This is a genomic window from Corallincola spongiicola (assembly GCF_004284785.1).
GTDB lineage: Bacteria > Pseudomonadota > Gammaproteobacteria > Enterobacterales > Neiellaceae > Corallincola > Corallincola holothuriorum.
Map to the genome: position 1 here is coordinate 32,267 of NZ_SHLY01000007.1, position 17,489 is coordinate 49,755.

The 17,489-nt window shown below is 49.9% G+C and carries 16 protein-coding genes; 10 read left to right on the forward strand and 6 right to left on the reverse strand.

The genetic code is table 11. From position 1 onward, the window contains the following. Window positions 1–57: 57 nt before the first annotated feature. The 4 genes from hutW to EXY25_RS15985 form a co-directional block, all read right to left on the reverse strand. The gene (gene hutW, locus EXY25_RS15970) at window positions 58–1,434 is read right to left on the reverse strand and encodes a heme anaerobic degradation radical SAM methyltransferase ChuW/HutW (RefSeq protein ID WP_130567643.1); all 1,377 of its coding nucleotides are present in this window, start codon (window positions 1,432–1,434) and stop codon (window positions 58–60) included. A gap of 182 nt (window positions 1,435–1,616) precedes the next feature. Further along, window positions 1,617–2,174 carry a HugZ family pyridoxamine 5'-phosphate oxidase gene (locus tag EXY25_RS15975; RefSeq protein ID WP_130567644.1) on the reverse strand — a complete coding sequence of 186 codons (558 nt, stop codon included), beginning with the start codon at window positions 2,172–2,174 and terminating at the stop codon, window positions 1,617–1,619. 4 nt (window positions 2,175–2,178) lie between these two features. Next, complete coding sequence (hutX, locus tag EXY25_RS15980; protein ID WP_130567645.1) at window positions 2,179–2,640, reverse strand: heme utilization cystosolic carrier protein HutX; 462 nt, start codon at window positions 2,638–2,640, stop codon at window positions 2,179–2,181. 10 nt (window positions 2,641–2,650) lie between these two features. Then, a complete protein-coding gene (locus EXY25_RS15985; protein ID WP_130567646.1) occupies window positions 2,651–4,696 on the reverse strand; it encodes a TonB-dependent hemoglobin/transferrin/lactoferrin family receptor in 2,046 nt (681 codons plus the stop codon). A gap of 317 nt (window positions 4,697–5,013) precedes the next feature. Between EXY25_RS15985 and EXY25_RS15990 the strand changes: the two genes are divergently transcribed. The 9 genes from EXY25_RS15990 (at window position 5,014) to EXY25_RS16030 (ending at window position 12,478) form a co-directional block, all read left to right on the forward strand. Beyond that, window positions 5,014–5,886 (forward strand): energy transducer TonB, encoded by an 873-nt coding sequence (locus EXY25_RS15990; protein ID WP_130567647.1) that lies wholly within the window; start codon window positions 5,014–5,016, stop codon window positions 5,884–5,886. A gap of 54 nt (window positions 5,887–5,940) precedes the next feature. Continuing rightward, on the forward strand, window positions 5,941–6,501 hold the full coding sequence (locus EXY25_RS15995; protein WP_114339064.1) for a MotA/TolQ/ExbB proton channel family protein: 561 nt from the start codon (window positions 5,941–5,943) through the stop codon (window positions 6,499–6,501). Window positions 6,502–6,573: 72 nt separating this feature from the next. Further along, entirely contained in the window at window positions 6,574–6,990 is a 417-nt protein-coding gene (locus EXY25_RS16000; RefSeq protein WP_130567648.1) for an ExbD/TolR family protein, read from the forward strand. Beyond that, the gene (locus EXY25_RS16005) at window positions 6,987–7,868 is read left to right on the forward strand and encodes a heme/hemin ABC transporter substrate-binding protein (protein ID WP_130567649.1); all 882 of its coding nucleotides are present in this window, start codon (window positions 6,987–6,989) and stop codon (window positions 7,866–7,868) included. The genes EXY25_RS16000 and EXY25_RS16005 overlap by 4 nt, the downstream gene beginning before the upstream one ends. Window positions 7,869–7,915: 47 nt before the next feature. Further along, window positions 7,916–8,902, forward strand: a complete 987-nt coding sequence (locus EXY25_RS16010; protein WP_130567764.1) for a FecCD family ABC transporter permease — start codon at window positions 7,916–7,918, stop codon at window positions 8,900–8,902. A gap of 2 nt (window positions 8,903–8,904) precedes the next feature. Continuing rightward, window positions 8,905–9,663 (forward strand): heme ABC transporter ATP-binding protein, encoded by a 759-nt coding sequence (locus EXY25_RS16015; protein WP_114339067.1) that lies wholly within the window; start codon window positions 8,905–8,907, stop codon window positions 9,661–9,663. A 137-nt stretch (window positions 9,664–9,800) separates the two neighbouring features. Further along, entirely contained in the window at window positions 9,801–10,061 is a 261-nt protein-coding gene (locus EXY25_RS16020) for a hypothetical protein (RefSeq protein ID WP_130567650.1), read from the forward strand. A 680-nt stretch (window positions 10,062–10,741) separates the two neighbouring features. Next, the gene (locus EXY25_RS16025; protein WP_130567651.1) at window positions 10,742–11,389 is read left to right on the forward strand and encodes a hypothetical protein; all 648 of its coding nucleotides are present in this window, start codon (window positions 10,742–10,744) and stop codon (window positions 11,387–11,389) included. 573 nt (window positions 11,390–11,962) lie between these two features. Then, a complete protein-coding gene (locus tag EXY25_RS16030) occupies window positions 11,963–12,478 on the forward strand; it encodes a hypothetical protein (RefSeq protein WP_130567652.1) in 516 nt (171 codons plus the stop codon). Window positions 12,479–12,682: 204 nt separating this feature from the next. Here EXY25_RS16030 and EXY25_RS16035 read toward each other — a convergent pair whose 3' ends face one another. Next, the gene (locus EXY25_RS16035) at window positions 12,683–13,015 is read right to left on the reverse strand and encodes a hypothetical protein (RefSeq protein WP_130567653.1); all 333 of its coding nucleotides are present in this window, start codon (window positions 13,013–13,015) and stop codon (window positions 12,683–12,685) included. 542 nt (window positions 13,016–13,557) lie between these two features. Next, the gene (locus tag EXY25_RS16040) at window positions 13,558–14,772 is read right to left on the reverse strand and encodes a hypothetical protein (RefSeq protein ID WP_130567654.1); all 1,215 of its coding nucleotides are present in this window, start codon (window positions 14,770–14,772) and stop codon (window positions 13,558–13,560) included. Window positions 14,773–15,270: 498 nt separating this feature from the next. Here EXY25_RS16040 and EXY25_RS16045 point away from each other — a divergent pair, with 498 nt between their 5' ends. Beyond that, on the forward strand, window positions 15,271–17,121 hold the full coding sequence (locus tag EXY25_RS16045; RefSeq protein ID WP_130567655.1) for an alpha-amylase family glycosyl hydrolase: 1,851 nt from the start codon (window positions 15,271–15,273) through the stop codon (window positions 17,119–17,121). Window positions 17,122–17,489 lie beyond the last annotated feature (368 nt).

Consider the following 17,489-nt stretch of genomic DNA (forward strand, 5'->3'; position numbering starts at 1 on the left):
AGTATGAGTGACTGCAACTAAGGAGCATATCGGCTTGAGACATGCTCCAAAATCGCATTACGCCGCCAATGGGTTCTCATTCAGATAAGCCAAAAGACCATTGGCCATATTCACTGACCAAAATTGTCCTGCCAGGGTCAGCGTTACTTTTTCATCGTCCAGCATAGCCAACCCATTTTGCTGCCAAGCGGAAAACAGTGGGGTGGCATGTTTGAACCTTTGCTCACCAAGTAATTCTGCAGAGACTGCACCTTGGTCACAAGCACCGACAATGCGTGCGTTGCGCTGATGCTGTTTGCCTTTGGCCATCATCATGGCAACGGGCCATTGACTCGCTTCTAAGGCGGTTTGCCAAGGCTCGATATCCCGAGGCTGCATGTAGCTTAACCCGCCGATATTACCGCCAGCGCCCGCGCCGACGGCGAGAATTTCGGCACCGGATTTGGCCAAACGGTTGTAGCGGCTGCGCTCTTTGTCTGTGCTGGCCCAGTGGCAATAGCTGAGCTGTTTTAGCCCAGCCTGATTGAGGTAGTCTGCGCCTTGGCGATACAGCAGGGCACGCTGCGGCGTGTCCATTAAGCTGTCCAGCTGGCCGTTGTCCAACGCCCGCTGAATGCCGGTGCCTTGGAAATTAAGTAGCTGATACAGGTCAACACCATCGACACCGCTTTCCAGGGTGTCTTCCAGATCCTGCTGCCAGCTTTGGGTGGTTTGATGGGGCAGGCCATACATTAGGTCAATGGCAATGGTGGCGCTGTTACTGGCGGTCAGGCTTTTCAGCTGCTTAAGCAATGTTTCTCTATCATCAAGCCGTTTCGCCGCTTTTCTTACCTGTGTGTCAAAGCTCTGCACGCCAAACGAGAAACGGTTAAAGCCACCTGCTAACGCCCGCTCAAATTTGTGCTGATTAAATTTATTCAGCCGCCCTTCGAGCGTGATCTCGCAATCGTCCCGCAGTGGCAACCAGGCACGGATCCGCTCGCCCAAGCTATAGATCTGCTCGGCGGTGAGGTCGGTGGGTGTGCCGCCACCGATATATACGGCATCAAAAGGTTGGCTTTGCGACCATGGCTGCGCGGCTTTGCGCTCAAGATCGACGAGCAGACATTGAAAGTATTGCTCCATCAACTGGGGTGACGAGGCGTATTTAAAGAAATTACAGAAGCTGCAGCGCACCCGACAAAACGGAATATGCACATAGAGGGCGCGTTTGCCCTGCGCTTTGACTGGTGTGCCGAAGAGATTGGTTAGCTGCTGTTGTGCTACCTCGGCGGCGAACGGTGCCTGTCCACCCCGTCCGGCATGGGCGCTTGTTTTGCCGCTAAAGGCGTACTGCAGTGGCGAAGGGGAGGGACGTCCTGTCATCTCTTCGGTCAGCGTAGGGGAAGGTGCAGTTGGCTGAACAGACTGAGTGTGTTGATAAGATGCCGACATGGTGAATACCCTCGGAAAACGTAAAATGTTGTGATGTTGGCCAATCTGTTGTGGTCAAGATGGCAGTTAAAATTGGCGGCTAAATATGACGGGTTAAACCAAGTGATTTAACCCATGTGATTTAACCCGTAGCTAAAGCCTGGATCAGGCGTGGCTAGGTCAAGCGAATGCAACCTTGGCCGCTAGGCCGCATGCTCAGGTGTAGGCGCTGGTGCGGCTACGTCATCGCGCTTCTTATGACCGTCACGCAGGTGGGCAATGGCCTCACCTGTCAGGCTTTTACCGGTAAAGGCAAAGGCTTTACCAAAGCCTTTAACGAAGCGACCACTTTTCGGCGTCAGGCGAAACAGTTTGAAATCGCGCAGTTGGCTTAGCTGTTCGATACGCTCACCGTGGCGAGCCGCCAATATGTCGCGGCTGCTTAGCCAATCATCGCTTTCGAACGGCAGCAGTTCGGCGGTCATGCTGTAGCTGACGCGCTGGCGAGCAAAAAGCTCTTTCGCACTGTCTTCATCTTCAATGATCAGCACTGAGGCCTGCGGATTAGCCTGTAAGTTGATAGCGTGTACCGCGATCTCACTCAGTAATACATATAAACACTCGTCGCCGACCGCATAGGGCGCATGTGACGCATAGGGCTCGCCCTCACTGGTCAGTGAAGAGAGGAACAGGCTTTTTCGGTCATTCAACATGGCCATGATTTCTGGGCTAATACGCCCTGCGATACGTTCACTCGACATCTGTTTATCCCTCTGCAATTTTTTCAACGGGTGCTGTTGAACCTGTGGCTAATTCCGGCAACTTTCCTGTGCGCTTCATATCTAGGAATGCCGTTAACTGCTCTGGGTGGATCGTGCCGTCGGCATCCCGCCCTAAATAGATCTTAAAGATCGTACCGCCTTTGCGGTCTTCAAACACAAAGGCATAGCTGTCCATGCCGCGATGCTGTTTGGCCATCAAGCGAATGTTTTGGATTGCTTGCAGTTTCAGGTGGCCATGAAGCCCCGGCAGTTCGCCATTGAGGTTGAAGTAGCCGTGCCCCAGCTCACCGGGTGGAAAGGTGCCTTTGAACTCAAACACGCAGCCCGCCACAATGATGATGGTGGTGGTATTACGCCACTGACTAAGTAGGGTCAGCAGTGCTTGTGCTTGCTCACCCGGCAGGCTCTCCGGGTGCTCGATATTGTCGATGCTTGCAGTGATCATATTGATTGCCTTAGAAGCTGTACTTGGTGGATAAGATGACTTCACGACCCGCTTCGTCGAGTTCACTCCAGGCCTGACGATAATCTTTGTCAGTCACGTTGTTCAGCGTGAGGTCGATTTTCAGCGCCTTGATGCTGCTGGGTGTCCAGCTGGCATAGATATCACCCACGGTATAGCTGCCATAGGTGGTGCCATCGCTGTTGCCGTCATACTGGGTTTTATCCTGCTCTCTGGCGTGAGTGAGGCGGACGCCGGTGGTGATTTGGTCAGCCCAGAAGCCATAGCTGATATCAGCATTGAAGGTGTCGGCAGGTATGTTGGTGAGGTCGTCACTGGAGTTGTCGTCTTCACCGCGCACTATGCCGTAGGCCAAGCCCAGCTTGAAGCTGTCGAGGCGGTAATCGGCGGCGATCTCGAAGCCTTTAATGGTGGCTTCATCGACGTTCACCCAAGTGGTTGTGCCGGGATCTGGGAACGGCGGCGCAAAGCTGGGATCGGTAACGATCTGTTCAATAAAGTCGTCCACTTTGTTTTCAAAGATGGAGGTGGTGATATTGAGGCTGTCAGCTCCGGTAAATACACCGGCGAAGTTCATTTGCGCCATCAGTTCGGTATTGGCTGCTTGCTCCGCTTTCAAGTCTGGATTGGGAACAAAGGTGTTACAAAAGCCCGGGCCCATACAGAAGTGAGTGCCGGTGGAATACATCTCCTCGGAACTCGGGGCGCGGAAGGCTCGATCATGTCGCAGGGTCAGCTGTAACCAGTTAGTGGTTTGCCAGATCAATGCCGCTGACGGTGAAAAGTCGTTATCGGAACGGTCCTGACCGAGGTTTTTGGCTTCGGTTGAAAAGTAGTCATAGCGGCCACCCACCTCTAGCTGCCAACTCTCAGCGAATGGGATATTGGCTTGCACAAAGCCGCCCCAAACATCGGTATCTGCTTCTGGCGGTGTAGGGCGATCATCCCCTTGGCGTGAGGCGCTGAACTCTTCGCGATAGCCGTCCACCCCGTATAGCAAGGCTATGTCACCAAACCCTTCGACAGAAATCAGTGACAAGTTATTCAGGTTTAAGCCGTAAACGTCCAGATCGGTACTGTCGCTGCGCCCATCACTGATGCGGTATTCGTCCATCTCGACGTTATTCCAGTAGGCCATTACCTGAGCGTTGATCAGCGGCGAATCGGTGTCGATACGGTAGTCGGCAGACAGGTTTGTGGTGTCTTGATCGCGATTAATCAAGAAGTTACTGGTGCCATTGAAGTCAGCCGAACCATTGGAGGGCACGTTGCCGGAGCTATTCGCGGTTCTGAGATTGAATGCCAGAGATTGAGCGTCATCGATCTGCCATTCGGTTTTTGCCAACACGCCTTTGTCACGGGATGCAGAACCAGCCAGCGACTCACCGCTGCCCAATTCTATGTCATTACTGTCGCGATAGTAGCCACTGAGCAACCAGTCGAGCGAGTCGGTGCGTCCCGCCAGTGCGCCGGTGGTGGTTGACTGGTCGTTGTTCCAGTTGAACCCTTGCTTAACGAAGCCGCCAAGATCTTGTTCTGCGGTCAGTAGATCGCCAGCGGAAACTGTATTTTGTGCGACTACGCCACCTACCGCGCCAGAGCCCCACAGGCTGCTTGATGGGCCTTTGATCGCTTCAACACTTTGCAGCAGCTCAGGATCGAGGAAGTAACTGGGGCGGTGTCCTGATTCAAATACCTGGCGCACACCATCAACGGTTTGCAGCACTTTATTGCCGGTTAAACCCCGGATATTGACACTTTGGTTGTTGGCGCGCGGGCCACCACTGACACTGATATTGGGTTCGTTTTTCAGCACCTGTGCCACCGATTGTGGCTGAATGGTGTCTATTTCTTCTTTCTCAACCACGGCAATAGGGCGAGACACTTCGTCTACCTCTTGCGCCATACGGGTAGCGCTTACCACCACGGGTTTAATCTCTAGTAGCCCATCGTTCTGCTGCTCATCGGCAGCTGTTGCGGTAAAGCTAGAGGCACTGAACATACTGCCAATCAGTATGGCTAAAGGTTTTAACTGCATAATCGTCCCTAAAGTAACTGGTTGATAACCCAGGTTTAGTTGGTGGTTTTTTAGTGGGCCCGGTGACTGCGGTTGAGTTGAGAACGCTGCTCAACGTGTCACTTAGGCCATCTGTTAGGGCGGCACCTTAGCATCAAAAAGATCAAATGCAAATACAAATGGTTCGCATTTACATTTGATCTTTATCCAGTTACTATCGCTCCATCTTCGCTGTCATGGTTTTTATTTCGGCTGAGGGTGTGATCGGCGTTAAGGCATGCAAGCCATGTTAAAGCGCGGGGTATCACGCCGTTGATGAAGTGCTACCAGGGTTGGATATGAGTTTTTGTCTCTACAAATACATTAAGACGCAGTGGCCGCTGATGACGATGCGGGCGCTGCTGTTTTTTGGTTTAGTGCTGGTCTTATTTGGGCTTTCGTCACAAGTGGTTCCTGCCCCCCTTGCCAGTGCGAGTGCAAACGCCAGTGCTAGCGCCTTGGCGGTGAGTGTTAGTTTTGCTGTGCCGGCGGCTAAATCCCCTGTGGCCGAGAAACAAGCGCAGCAAGCTAAGCCAACCGATGCCGCAGTAAATATGACCGAGCCAAGCGCCACCAAGGCACTCATTGCCGAGAACAAACCAGTGATCAAGCCTGAGCCCAAGCCGGAAGTTAAACCTGTGTCGCCACAAAAACCGTTAGCTGAACCTGAGCGGCCAATCGAGACTGAGCCAGCAGAGGCGGTGCTCACTGCGAGTGAACCTACGGACGCTGTACCGACAGAGGCGGTGCCGACAAAGGCTACTCCTGCACACAAAACCCCCACAGAGCCAGCGTTGGCAGCCGTTGAGCCGCCGCTCGAATCCGATGATGTTTCCGAGCCGAGTACGCCCGCATTGGCCGCCGCAGCGCAAGCGGATGGTGCCCATCAAGAGCCAGAGTTTGTTCAGCCGCTGTTTGCTGCCCCACCGACACCGCCCCGTTATCCCACGGTGGCACGTAAGCGGGGGCGGGAAGGCGTCGTATTGATCGATATCTGGCTGGATGCGGAAGGCAAGCAGGCGAAACGTGAAATCGCGCAAAGCTCGGGCTGGAATGTACTTGATGAGTCGGCATTGAAGGCCGTCGCGCGTTGGCAGTTTCATCCCCATCAAGCGGCGGGGGTAAACATCGCCTCGCGTCTGCGGGTGCCGGTTGAATTCTCATTGCAATAACGCCGCCAGCAACCAACGAAACAGATAACAAACACTGAACCAATAAGTTGAAAAATGATGAATTACAGTCAACTACAGATTGAACTTGGACCACTGGCATTGCCTTTGGTCGCCTGCGCCTTGGTGGCCGCCATGATCATAATGGAACGCTTGGTGATGCTCAGTTATCACAGCTACAAGCGGACCTTAGCAGCGGGTGGCATGGCTTTGCTGCACGCCCATAAAGAGTATGCCAAACCGTTACGGGAAGAGATCGTTGCGGTGTGGCTGCATGGTCAGAAACAACGCCTAGCCAGTGGCATTCGTCTATTACAGATCATCGCCCTGGTGGCACCACTACTTGGCTTACTAGGCACAGTGATCGGTTTGATCCAGGTGTTTGATGTGATTGGCGTGCATAGCGGACCGATAGAGCCAGCCATGTTAGCCGAAGGGTTGGGCATGGCGATGAAAACCACCGCAGTCGGCCTGATCATCGCCGTACCAGCCGTACTCGGTGTGCATGGCTTTCAGTTGTGGGTAGACAAGCTGGTGGCGATTGCTGAGCACGGCATCAATGTCGACAACCTGAAACTGGATGGTGTCGGCATAGGCGTGTGGCCTGCAACGGCTTAATCGTTGCCAGCGTGCCAACCCTAACAACCCAAACACAGCGTAGATAAGTCGTAACCAATAAGACATATACCGATGATAAAGACCGCTTCCCATAGTGAGCTGAGCACCAGCCTTGAACTGACCCCGTTGATAGACATTGTGTTTATCGTGGTGGTGTTTCTGCTGTTAACAGCCAACAGCCGCTTGTTGTCGCTGCCGGTAGATATTCCTGCCAGTGACAGCGAAGTGACTGCGCAACCGGCAGCAGATAAGCCACTGACTTTGGTACTGCAACAATCATCGCCAGCCTTTGCCATTGATGAGCAGCATTTTGAGCAGTGGCCAGCCTTCAAAACGGCGCTGATAGCGAGTATTCGCGACAATGACAAAGCCGTGGTGATCGCCGCCGACAAAAACAGTCCAGTGGAATCGCTGTTGAAATTACTGGCATTACTCAATGCGCACCAAGTTGAAAATACCCAGATCTTGATGGAAGAAAGCCAACCATGAAAACTTCACTGACTCCCTCTGTTTTTGCCTCGGCCGGACGGGCTTTACGCACCACAATTTGTACCGTTGCGGTGAGTGCCACGCTGCTTGTTGCCAGCAGCGCCAATTTGTATGCCGCCGAACGGCTGGTGAGTACCGATGCCGGTGCGACCGATCTGATCGTAGCCATGGGGCTGGCTGATGAACTGGTGGCAATCGATGTTACCAGCCAGCCGCCGCAGGGTAAGCAACTGCCAAGTGTGGGCTACCACCGCGCCCTGTCTGCCGAAGGCTTGCTGAGCCTAAAGCCCACCACTGTGGTGGGTAGCGAGCATATGGGGCCGCCGGCGGCAGTACAGGCGCTGGAGAGCGCCAAGGTGCAACTGGTACAACTGCCCAGTGCCGATACTCCCACTGATCTGGCGAATAACATTCAGCAACTTGCGGCGGCATTAAATCGTCCCGAGCAAGGTGAAGCACTGCTGATCCAGTTGAATCGCCAGTTGGGACTGCTTAATGAAGTGGACCGCAGTGAGCAGCGGGTGGCGTTTTTGTTGGCGATGGATCCGAGCAAACTGCGTTTAGCTGGGGCGGGTACCGGGGGGGATGCCTTTATTGATCTGCTTGGTGCACAAAATGTCGCTGAGTTTGATAACTACCGCAATGTCTCAGCCGAGTCGTTGTTGAGTATGCAACCGACGGTGATTTTGGTGGCGGGCAAAGTGACAGACCAAGCGGTAACCAGCTTACTCACGGCCAACCCGATTTTGCAGCACACCCCAGCGGGATCACAGCAGCGCATTATTGCTGTCGACGGCAGTAGTCTGGTCGCTGGGCTCAGTATGGCGGCCGTGGCAGAAGCCAAGCGGACCAGCGCGCAGTTGGAGAAAACCCTTTGAAGCGTTGGTCTCTCGGTTATACCGCCAGTTCACTTAGTGCGCTGTTAATGGTGGGTGCCGCACTGTCGTTGGTGTCTGGAGCGATGCCATTGCCCGCCAGTGAAAGTATAAAAACCCTGTTCGATGCTGTTTTCGGTGGCTGGTTTGAACAGCCCATGAGCCAACTGGCACCGTATCAACAGGTGATCGTATTAGAGCTACGATTGCCGCGTTTATTGCTGGCGATCTGCGTGGGTGCGACGTTGGCACAATGTGGCACCGTGATGCAGGGGTTGTTTCGTAATCCGTTGGCCGATCCTGGCATTATCGGCGTGTCATCGGGTGCGGCGGTCGGCGCGATATTGGCCATCGTGGTATTTCCCGCAGCGTGGGGGGCGTGGACGATACCTACCGCAGCATTTGTGATGGGGCTACTCACCACTTTATTAGTGTATGGCTTAGCGCAATCGTCCCAGGGCACATCGGTATTGATATTGCTGCTGGCGGGAGTGGCCATTGCCGCCTTTGCGGGGGCTGCGATTGGTTTTCTTAGCTACTTTGCCGATGACCAAAGCCTACGCGAACTCAGCGTGTGGCAGATGGGATCGTTGGCTGGGGCAGGGCAAGCCAATTTGTGGTTAGCTTTTGTCACCATGCTGGCGGTGGCCTTTGCATTTCAACGTCGCGCGGGCGCGCTTAATGCCATGTTATTGGGCGAGGCGGAAGCACGCCATCTTGGGATCCCCGTTGAGCGTTTAAAAATAGAGCTGATTATACTGACCGCTATCGGGGTGGGCGTTACCGTTGCCTGCGCCGGTATTATTGGATTTATTGGTTTAGTCGTGCCCCACTTAGTGCGCCTGACCACTGGGCCGGATCATCGCGCGCTACTGCCACTATCAGCCCTATTAGGGGCGTGCTTGTTAGTTACCGCCGATCTGCTGGCTCGTATTCTAGTGCAACCGGCCGAACTGCCGGTGGGACTATTAACCGCGCTGCTTGGCGCACCATTCTTTTTGGCTTTGCTGATCCAGCAACGCAAACGCTGGGGTTAACCATGCTGCAACTTAATCATGTCCGTTGTCAGGTGGCGGGCAACGTGCTGTTAAATGTGGATGGATTTACTGCCAGTGCCGGGCAGATGGTGGGGCTGCTTGGCCCCAACGGCGCAGGCAAATCGACTCTGCTGAAAGTGATCAGCGGTGATATGGACGCTAGCGGCGATATCCAGCTGCACGGCCGAGCATTGTCGGAGTGGCCTGCGCTAGCCAGAGCGCGCCACTTAGGTGTCTTGCCGCAAGCCAGCCAACTCAGCTTCCCGTTTACCGCGCAAGAAGTGGTGGCGCTGGGCTTAACGCCACTGACACTCTCACGCCAAGAGGGGCAAAAACAGGTGCAGCAAATGATGGCGCAAGCCGACTGCCTCGGCTTTGCCGATCGCAGCTATCCGTCATTGTCTGGCGGTGAGCGCCAGCGAGTGCAACTGGCGCGCGTTTTACTGCAACTGAGTCAGGCTGAATCCACACCGCTGTTACTACTCGATGAACCAACATCGGCGCAGGATCTAGGTCAGCAACACGCCATTTTAAAGCTCGCCCGGAAACTGGCGGAAGAGAAAGGCTACGGCGTGATGGCCGTACTGCATGACCTCAACCAGGTGCTGCAATACTGCCATCAGGGCAGCCTATTAGTGAATGGCAAAATCATCGCCTCAGGCGCGCCTGAACAGCTACTCACCCAGCAAGTGATCGCCAGCCATTGGCACTACCAAGCCGAACGCACCGTACTCAGTGATGGCCGCGTGGCGATGTTGTGACTCAACGACTTTGTCAGTCGCTTAAGCTGATGATATCTTGACCTTATCCGTGTCTGTGCGACAGGGTAGAGTCAACTTTCAAAATTGGCTTAGATGGAGGGAGCTTCACCCACTCTCAGATTCAAAAGGAGTTGCGAATGAACAAAATAGCCTGTTTATCTATCGGTAGTGTGTTTTTCGGCTTTTTGGCGTTTGCCGGAAGTTATCATTACGTGTGCACTGTTACCGCTGGCGTAACGTCTTTTACCTATCCTCCTGAATCCGTCATCTGTGCGCTTATCTCATTGCAACTTGGCTTCACGGCAGTTAAGAATTTTTTACGTACACCCTTGAATCCAATAGAGCCTGCGCTTGATATCCATAACATGGCGCCAATGGAACCTCCTATTTATGGTTAGGTTTCAATACTAACAGCTGTTACAGCCGCTAAATAGAATAGCTAATTGAATCAGATGTTTTCCGTTTTCATTGATCCTTGCCGTTGGTTTCGTAGGCTTTTTTAGTTTGTAAGAGGGGTGTTCCAGTACATTATATTCAAGGAGCAAATTAGATATTTAAGTGCATTATCAATAATTCTGGCTGCATTAATAATACTCATCAAAAAATCTAGTTTTGAACATGCAAATTCTGCTAAGTTAATCGTAAATGTTATGACCTTTTTCTTGGCTGCAAGTGATATTGAGACTTGTAAAATAATAAAACCTGGTAAAAATAATAAATTAGCTTGTGTAATTGTAATGTCTATTTGTATTATTTTTTAAATTCAAGCATGTTTGTCTGGAACACATAATTGTCGCGGATGCACTCGCTTGCGCTGTCAATAACTGATTGAAGTTTTTATTTTTTAAATTTTACTTACTGTTTTTCAGTAACATTTATTTAGATTGCTAGGTGTGGGTTTCCTAGTCCACCTATATTATCCTTTACGTTTGTGGAATAGAGGAGATGAGGGACTTCACTCGATACTATGGCTTATTTGCGATAGCTTTCTTCCAATAGTGTTAATATTAGGTTTCTTTATATATGTTTGTTGAGTGAGGGAGCAATTTCCTGAGAACCTAATACTAGGGGATCGATTATGACTATCAAGCTTTTCAATATATTTTCATCTTCAATTTTAGGCGCTTGTCTCTATCTGTTGTTCCATTTATTGATGTTGAAAGTGTATGATTTATTTATCTTTGGGGGTGCTTCATTTTTAACTTTAATAATGACAGTTATATTGCTAGTTAATCCTAGGGAAAGAAGAGTAATAATGTACAAGTTTATAGCATTTTCTGCTTTGTTTTCTCATGCCTATTCCATTGCTCAGTGGAGTGAGCCAAGGGTTGGTTATCTATATCTAGATGCAATGGAAGTCGTTGAAACAAACAACTCTAGAGCAAACCTTGCCGGGGTTAGTTCTGAAGAATGTAACTCTGAAAATATTGAAAATCTGAGCTTGTCTAATGACACTACAGATCCTTTTACCGGATATGAGTTAAAGACCTTTTGGTCTGAAGGCCGATGCGTTTCATATAGCGTTGGTCCTGATAAGCTAGATCAGCAAGGCAAACGAAGTGTTGAATATCAACAGTTGGTATACCATCCGGACTCCACATTGTGGTCAATGCTTTTGCTACCTAAATACTTATCAGGAACAGCGTATTATAAAGAGAAATGGAGCGGCGATATCGTCTCCAAAAGGGACGCACGAGCTGGGACATTCACTCGACACGATCACTAACTGAACCAAGTTTTGTGCTGTTTTCGTTTCTTAAAGGATCTCTGGGATGCTTGCTTAAAGGCGAGGGGAGGGACTCAGCTATTGATGAATGGCAAAATCATCGCCTCAGGCGCGCCTGAGCAGTTACTCACCCAGCAAGTGATCGCCAGCCATTGGCTCAATTAAGCCGAACGCACCGTACTCAGTGATGGCCACGTGGCGATGTTGTGACTCAACGACTTTGTCAGTCTCTTAAGCTGATGAAACCTGCGTATTGGTGTTCTTGTCGCTAGAAATACACCACAGCGTTACGCTTGATCCTGTTATCGGGTTGTTGTTCGAGCCGTCAGACTTTCTGCTGTTTATCCATGTTTAGTCGTTATTTGGTAACGCTCTAATATAGCTACTTTTTTTCTGTGTTCACGGATTAGGAATAGCTAAAGTTGTGGGGTAGCTAACTGTTTGGGAAGCTAAAAAACTGGTAGAGTTGGTTTTACAAATCAGACATAGAAGGAAACATTCTCTCCGTTATCGGAAGAAAGATGCTTTCTACTGCTGTTATTTTCGATCAATCACCACTACAGGGAATGTCATATGAATAATGAACTTCAAAAAGCAGAGTCAGCTCTCAAGTCACTTCAATGGAAATTGGAAGCTGACGAGTACGATGATGAAGATGAATATAATGAAGCTACTGATAGTGTGGAACCAGCTGAGGTTTTCGAAGCAGCAAAGAAAGCTGCTCTATTAGGCTCCACGCAAGGTATGCACTTGTATGGCGTTCTTCTTTCTGAAAACGAAGAGACTCGTGCGGAAGCAAAGTCTTGGGTCTTGAAAGCCGCAAATCAAGGCTGTTGGGGGGCAATGGACGATATCGCCACTGAGCTAGCTGATACACTTGGTTCGTCAATTGTGGAGCAGTTGGCCTATTTCGATCTCTCCGGCTCAGGTGGTAATATTGATACGTGTGTGAAAGATTTAAAGAAGTACAGCGGTATTGAAGTTACAGAAGAGCAATACCAGGCAGCTATATCATTGCGAGACTCTGTAAAGAATGAATTTGATTCTAAGGGTATTGAGAAGTCAATGTGTGACTGTGTTTTCTCTTAGAGTATAGCAATACAGCCCATCAACTCATCGCTACATTTCTCTGGGGCAAAGGGAGCAGCGGTTATTGCTCTCCTACTTCGTCGCTAACAAACTAATTTATTTTAGTTTTTCATTCTAAAAATGGAATTATTGAGAGAAGTTCAATATGGATTTAGTCAAAGATAAAAGCATATCTGTCAATCATACTTGCACTAGGATTGCTGCTTACATTTGGTTAATGTTTGGTATGTTGATACTGATGTTTTTAGGCGGATTTATTTTTGATATTGTTAAAGTTAAACCTGGATACAGCATCTGGCTAATTGTTTCTTCTGTATTTGGAGCCGTATTTTTTGTGGCTTCGATCGGCTGCTTGTTAAAAAGATCTTGGGGAAGAAAGTTCGGTTTTTTTTGTTGTTTTATTTCGCTACCTATATTTCCTATAGGCACCGCTGCAAGCGTGTTAGGCTTATATGGGCTAGTAAAGGGTAGAGCCGAATATAAATCAAAGGGAAGGGGGGTATAAATGTTTGACCTATTATTTATTTTCGCCATCATTTTGATCTCATTGAGTTTTATATGGTCAGGAATAAATACTATTCTTAAGAAGAAGTTCATTGCCAAAGGGAAAATTAAATTTTTACTTTCTTCTATTGATGAAGGTAAAACAAATATCCAAGGCCGACATGCAGTATATATTGGTTCTGCATATACAGTCTTAGGTGTGATATTTCTTCTTATCGGATTATCTTGGCTTTATAGAGCATGGTCCCTAATGCCAGTATCTTAAAGCATCGTATCCGCGAGTCTGGCCTGCCACTCGACCCGGTGGCTAACTGACTCAGATTTATGCTGTTCTCAATGCTTCTTTACAGGATATCAGGAACGCTTGTTTAGAAGGTTGGGAATGGGTCTCTCGAGAAAGCGATAGCGCTCGGAGAGGGTTGACGGTTCGTTGTATGTCCGTATGCGCTATAAAACGAAGATCTGAAGGTTTGCTCTTATAGGTTAGACGCGCAAAAATGGAGGCCAAGCTACCGAAACCTAGGGGATATTGTGCGGTAGCTTGTTATTACTGGGGGTGATTAAGTCACTAAATTCTATTCTCCTATATTCGAAATGTTGTACCTGATTTCACCCACATAAGTGCCATTGTAAATGATCTCTTCTTTCCAGCGGCCTAGTTGCGTTCTGGAAAGCGTTCGCCACATTGTCTTTTGATTTGCCTTTAATATTCCTAAATCAGTTACGCCCATTTTTTGCCCTTTGTAATAGGAAATTAGCTGAACGGGAAGGTCGAGGCCTGTATCACTTTCTGCAAACGCTAAATGCATGACTATATTGCCATAGAGCAAGCCTGATTTTCCTCCCCATGCATTCAGTAAACGATCGCCTTGGCGCTTCGAGCCAACAGCTGCGCCAACAAACCCACCAAATTTGAATTCGTTTTTCATAGAAACGAGCCGTGGGCTTCCCCACACAGCCCAGTCTTGAGCTGATGACTTTTCACCTGCATTGACAGTGATAGCTATGGTGCCTGTCAAACCTCGGAAACGGGATAGATCTTGGCTAAAATCGTTGATGACGTGGCCATCTTGATTTTTACGGTACTCCCGCCGCAAAGGAATGCCCGAGTAGTTCGGGAACTCTGCCCAAATCTCGAAATATGCGCCATCTGAGCCCGATGCCCCTGCCAGAAAACCTATTTCAGAACGGAAGTCGGCACCAGCGTTAGGAATGGTGATGTTGGTATAACGTCCGGCGATGCGCCCATGAGGTCGCCATTGCGGGTGGGTTTGCAGAACTCGTTCGTAAAACCGATTATCCTCAAGCTTTGCGTTGTCGACGTATCTCGCGAAGCCTCGCGAGTCTGTTGCGCCGCCAGGGAATGGTAGTTTCTGCCAAGAGCTTGTCCAGTTTGCTTTCGGTGCTTGGTCTAGAAAATCGAAGAAAACACCTGATTCCAATGAGCGGCAAGTGATCTCCATAAAACTGTCACAGAAGTCTTGATTGCATATCTGAGCGGTTTCAAAAACTTTTGTATGAGACGCTCCGCCGACGTTCCAGGCAGGTATCCAACTGTTTACCTTTTTGTATGATTTAACCTTGCACCATTCTGAGGCTGCAGGTTGGCCACATTTGGTCGCCCATGAAAGACACCAATCTAATCGGTAGCCTTGATGCATCGGCTTCTCAAACCTTATTAGACCAGGGCCAGAATGTGCTCCGTGGTTTGTTGCATTTGCTGAGTTGAGTAAGGGCAAACAACAAATTGATCCTCCTACCATTACCAACCAAATCAGTACTATTTTCATCGCATACCCTCCTGGCATTGCCTAAGAATAGAAATCTGTTTGAGTTGAGAACCTGCTCCAATTAATGATTGGAACCTTTAAAAAAGAACAGCGATTTGTATAAGCATAGCGCCTTTGTATAAAACCATATAAATAAGAGGGGTATTGCCTCAGTGCGGGGGCTCAGTGACGATGGTTTTCTGCTGCAGACAGTGCGAACAATCGGCTTTTTTGGGTATGTCTGTCAGCTGGAGGGAAGTTCAGAGAAATCCATTTGCCCCACGAAATTGCCGCAAAATGCGCTAGTGAAGCGCAGACACTATTGCTCCACCATGTTTAAAAATCAAAATCGAACAATATTGGCACTGCGTGCAGTAAACCCTGTCCAAATTTAACCTTATTAAAACTATGGTTATTTACTAAGCTTTGATAGCACCAGAGGATGTGGTGCTGGTGTACCTCGGGAGTTGTCCGGGACGTTCCGTCCGGTCCTATTTCCAACTGCTTTCGGAGGTATTTATGTCTGAGACAAAACAGCCTGCGGCAACAAGAGATGGAGATCTTGCCGATCCTATCGCCGCATCGTTGCTATCTGAATATGATATTTTTGAACACTACGCGCCTGGTCTAGTGGTCGAGCAAGACCAGTGGTATGCCGTGTTTCATGTGGCCTCTCATGCCGTCGAGGTTCAGCTGCTGGGGGATTTTACTGATTGGGAAATTAACCCGATCGAATTGAGTGTGTTACCCAGTAAAAAGTTTTGGTATTACCGCTCGGTTTCCAAGGCTGGCAGTGTTCGGCCCAAAGATGGTGAGCGCTATCGTTTTCGAGTGAAGTATCAGGCAAACGGGCTTTGGTTTTACTACCAAGACCCCGCCGCCCGTCGCCTTGAGCACACTGGTTTAGATGGCAATTCGCTGGTGTCGGCGTCTGATTACCCGTGGCAGGATGGCGATTGGCAGCGTCCCGGCTGGGAGTATTACTGCATCTATCAGCTGCACCCGCTGCGCTTTAGTGGGCGTTACCCTGAGTTGAATCCGCTGCAAACGGTGACGGCAGAGCTGCCCGGTTATATCAAAAATACCGGCGCAACCGCATTGCAGCTGTTACCGGTGAATGCCTTCGCTGGCAATGTCAGCTGGGGGTACAATGGCACATTTTTCTATGCCATTGAGGACTCCTACGGCTCGCCGGACGATCTGAAAAAGCTGGTCGATACGGCGCATCAAAATGGCATGGCGGTGATCTTGGATGTGGTGCTGAATCATATAGGTAACCGAGACAACGTACTGTGGCAGCTCAATCAAGCTGAGTATGTTTCTGGGGATACAGCTTGGGGGCCGATGCTTAACTTCGGCAGTGATGTGACCCGTCATTTTCTTATCAATAGCTTGTTGTATCTGGCCAAAGAGTTCCATATCGATGGTTTCCGTTTCGATATGACCCATATCCTCCATCAGGGGAATACGTGGGCGAACCATGTGCGTTATCCAGGCGGTGTCAGTGGTTGGCCGTTTATTAAAGAGCTTCGCTATCGAATGAAACAGCTGGATCCCAACTTGTTATTGATTGCCGAGGAGTTGCCAGATAACTGGTATGTGACCAAAGAACACACACACAGCAATTGGGGCGGAGATTGGCATGGGCCATTCGATGCTCAGTGGTGTGACAGTTTCCACGATCATGCTAAGTCCGTATTGGCAGGTGGGCATCTGGACGAGCTGCGCAAGGTGCTGACACCGTTTGGCGATAACTGGCAGGATGCGGTGAATTACACTGAGTCACATGATGAAGTGGGCAACGAAGATAAACGGGTGGCGAAGATTGGCCGTAATGGTATGGGCTGGAATATGTCCCAGTTGGCGGCTGCTATGACGATCTTCTCCCGCGGGATCCCGATGATCTTTATGGGCCAGGAGGGTGGCGAGTGGCTTCAGTTTGGTCAGAATGGCAGGCCTGAAGGTGGTGGCAGCTGGTGGGATCACCGTTTAAGTTTGACCACTTACGAGACCATGCCTTATCAGCAAAAGATCCTGCTTTGGTTCCAACGGATGTTTGAGATCCGCAAAGCCAATATGGGAGCGTTTTCCTGGTCAGATATTGAGATCTGCCATCTCCATAACGACAACGGGATCGCTGCGTTTACCCGTGATGGCGGAAAGTACCTGATCGTGCTGAATTTCGGTCCAACGACCTGGTGGCACTACTCGGTAGGCGTATCTGGCTATTACAAAGAGTTAGCAAACACGAGTTGGCCAGCGTTTAATATCTGGGACTTTACCGAGGCCACCCGTCACGGCGATCAGCACCATGATATCCAGGACTTGCATATCCCGGCCTATGGCGCAGTGGTACTTGAGAGGTACTAATCGTTTATCTCACCGTTGTTGCTTTCAACATACCAGCCCGACCACGTGCCGGGCTTTTTTGTGAATCATCTTCGTTGATAGATGACCGCTAATTCTTGCCAGAATAGAAGGATAGTCTCTTAGAGAATGGCGAAATTACCGCCTCAGGCGCGCCTGAACAGTTACTCACCCAGAAAGTGACCGCCAGCCATTGGCACTATCAAGCCGAACGCACCGTACTCAGTGATGGCCACGTGGCGATGTTGTGAAAACCCTTAGGGGGTGACGGGATGGTTTTCTGCTGACCGCTACACCGGTCTAATGCGATCACAACCTGTATTGAACGGTATTTGAAAGCCTTAGCACTCCTCGGTGATTTTGCCCTGCCA

Bases quoted from the DNA above. Each gene is read 5' to 3' on its own strand.
- EXY25_RS15985 (WP_130567646.1), bottom strand. From the start codon at position 4,696: ATGCAGTTAAAACCTTTAGCCATACTGATTGGCAGTATGTTCAGTGCC.
- EXY25_RS16045 (WP_130567655.1), top strand. From the start codon at position 15,271: ATGTCTGAGACAAAACAGCCTGCGGCAACAAGAGATGGAGATCTTGCC.
- EXY25_RS16030 (WP_130567652.1), top strand. From the start codon at position 11,963: ATGAATAATGAACTTCAAAAAGCAGAGTCAGCTCTCAAGTCACTTCAA.
- hutW (WP_130567643.1), bottom strand. From the start codon at position 1,434: ATGTCGGCATCTTATCAACACACTCAGTCTGTTCAGCCAACTGCACCT.
- EXY25_RS15990 (WP_130567647.1), top strand. From the start codon at position 5,014: ATGAGTTTTTGTCTCTACAAATACATTAAGACGCAGTGGCCGCTGATG.
- EXY25_RS16020 (WP_130567650.1), top strand. From the start codon at position 9,801: ATGAACAAAATAGCCTGTTTATCTATCGGTAGTGTGTTTTTCGGCTTT.
- hutX (WP_130567645.1), bottom strand. From the start codon at position 2,640: ATGATCACTGCAAGCATCGACAATATCGAGCACCCGGAGAGCCTGCCG.
- EXY25_RS16015 (WP_114339067.1), top strand. From the start codon at position 8,905: ATGCTGCAACTTAATCATGTCCGTTGTCAGGTGGCGGGCAACGTGCTG.
- EXY25_RS16005 (WP_130567649.1), top strand. From the start codon at position 6,987: ATGAAAACTTCACTGACTCCCTCTGTTTTTGCCTCGGCCGGACGGGCT.
- EXY25_RS16000 (WP_130567648.1), top strand. From the start codon at position 6,574: ATGATAAAGACCGCTTCCCATAGTGAGCTGAGCACCAGCCTTGAACTG.
- EXY25_RS16010 (WP_130567764.1), top strand. From the start codon at position 7,916: ATGGTGGGTGCCGCACTGTCGTTGGTGTCTGGAGCGATGCCATTGCCC.
- EXY25_RS16035 (WP_130567653.1), bottom strand. From the start codon at position 13,015: ATGATGGCGAAAATAAATAATAGGTCAAACATTTATACCCCCCTTCCC.
- EXY25_RS15975 (WP_130567644.1), bottom strand. From the start codon at position 2,174: ATGTCGAGTGAACGTATCGCAGGGCGTATTAGCCCAGAAATCATGGCC.
- EXY25_RS15995 (WP_114339064.1), top strand. From the start codon at position 5,941: ATGATGAATTACAGTCAACTACAGATTGAACTTGGACCACTGGCATTG.
- EXY25_RS16025 (WP_130567651.1), top strand. From the start codon at position 10,742: ATGACTATCAAGCTTTTCAATATATTTTCATCTTCAATTTTAGGCGCT.
- EXY25_RS16040 (WP_130567654.1), bottom strand. From the start codon at position 14,772: ATGAAAATAGTACTGATTTGGTTGGTAATGGTAGGAGGATCAATTTGT.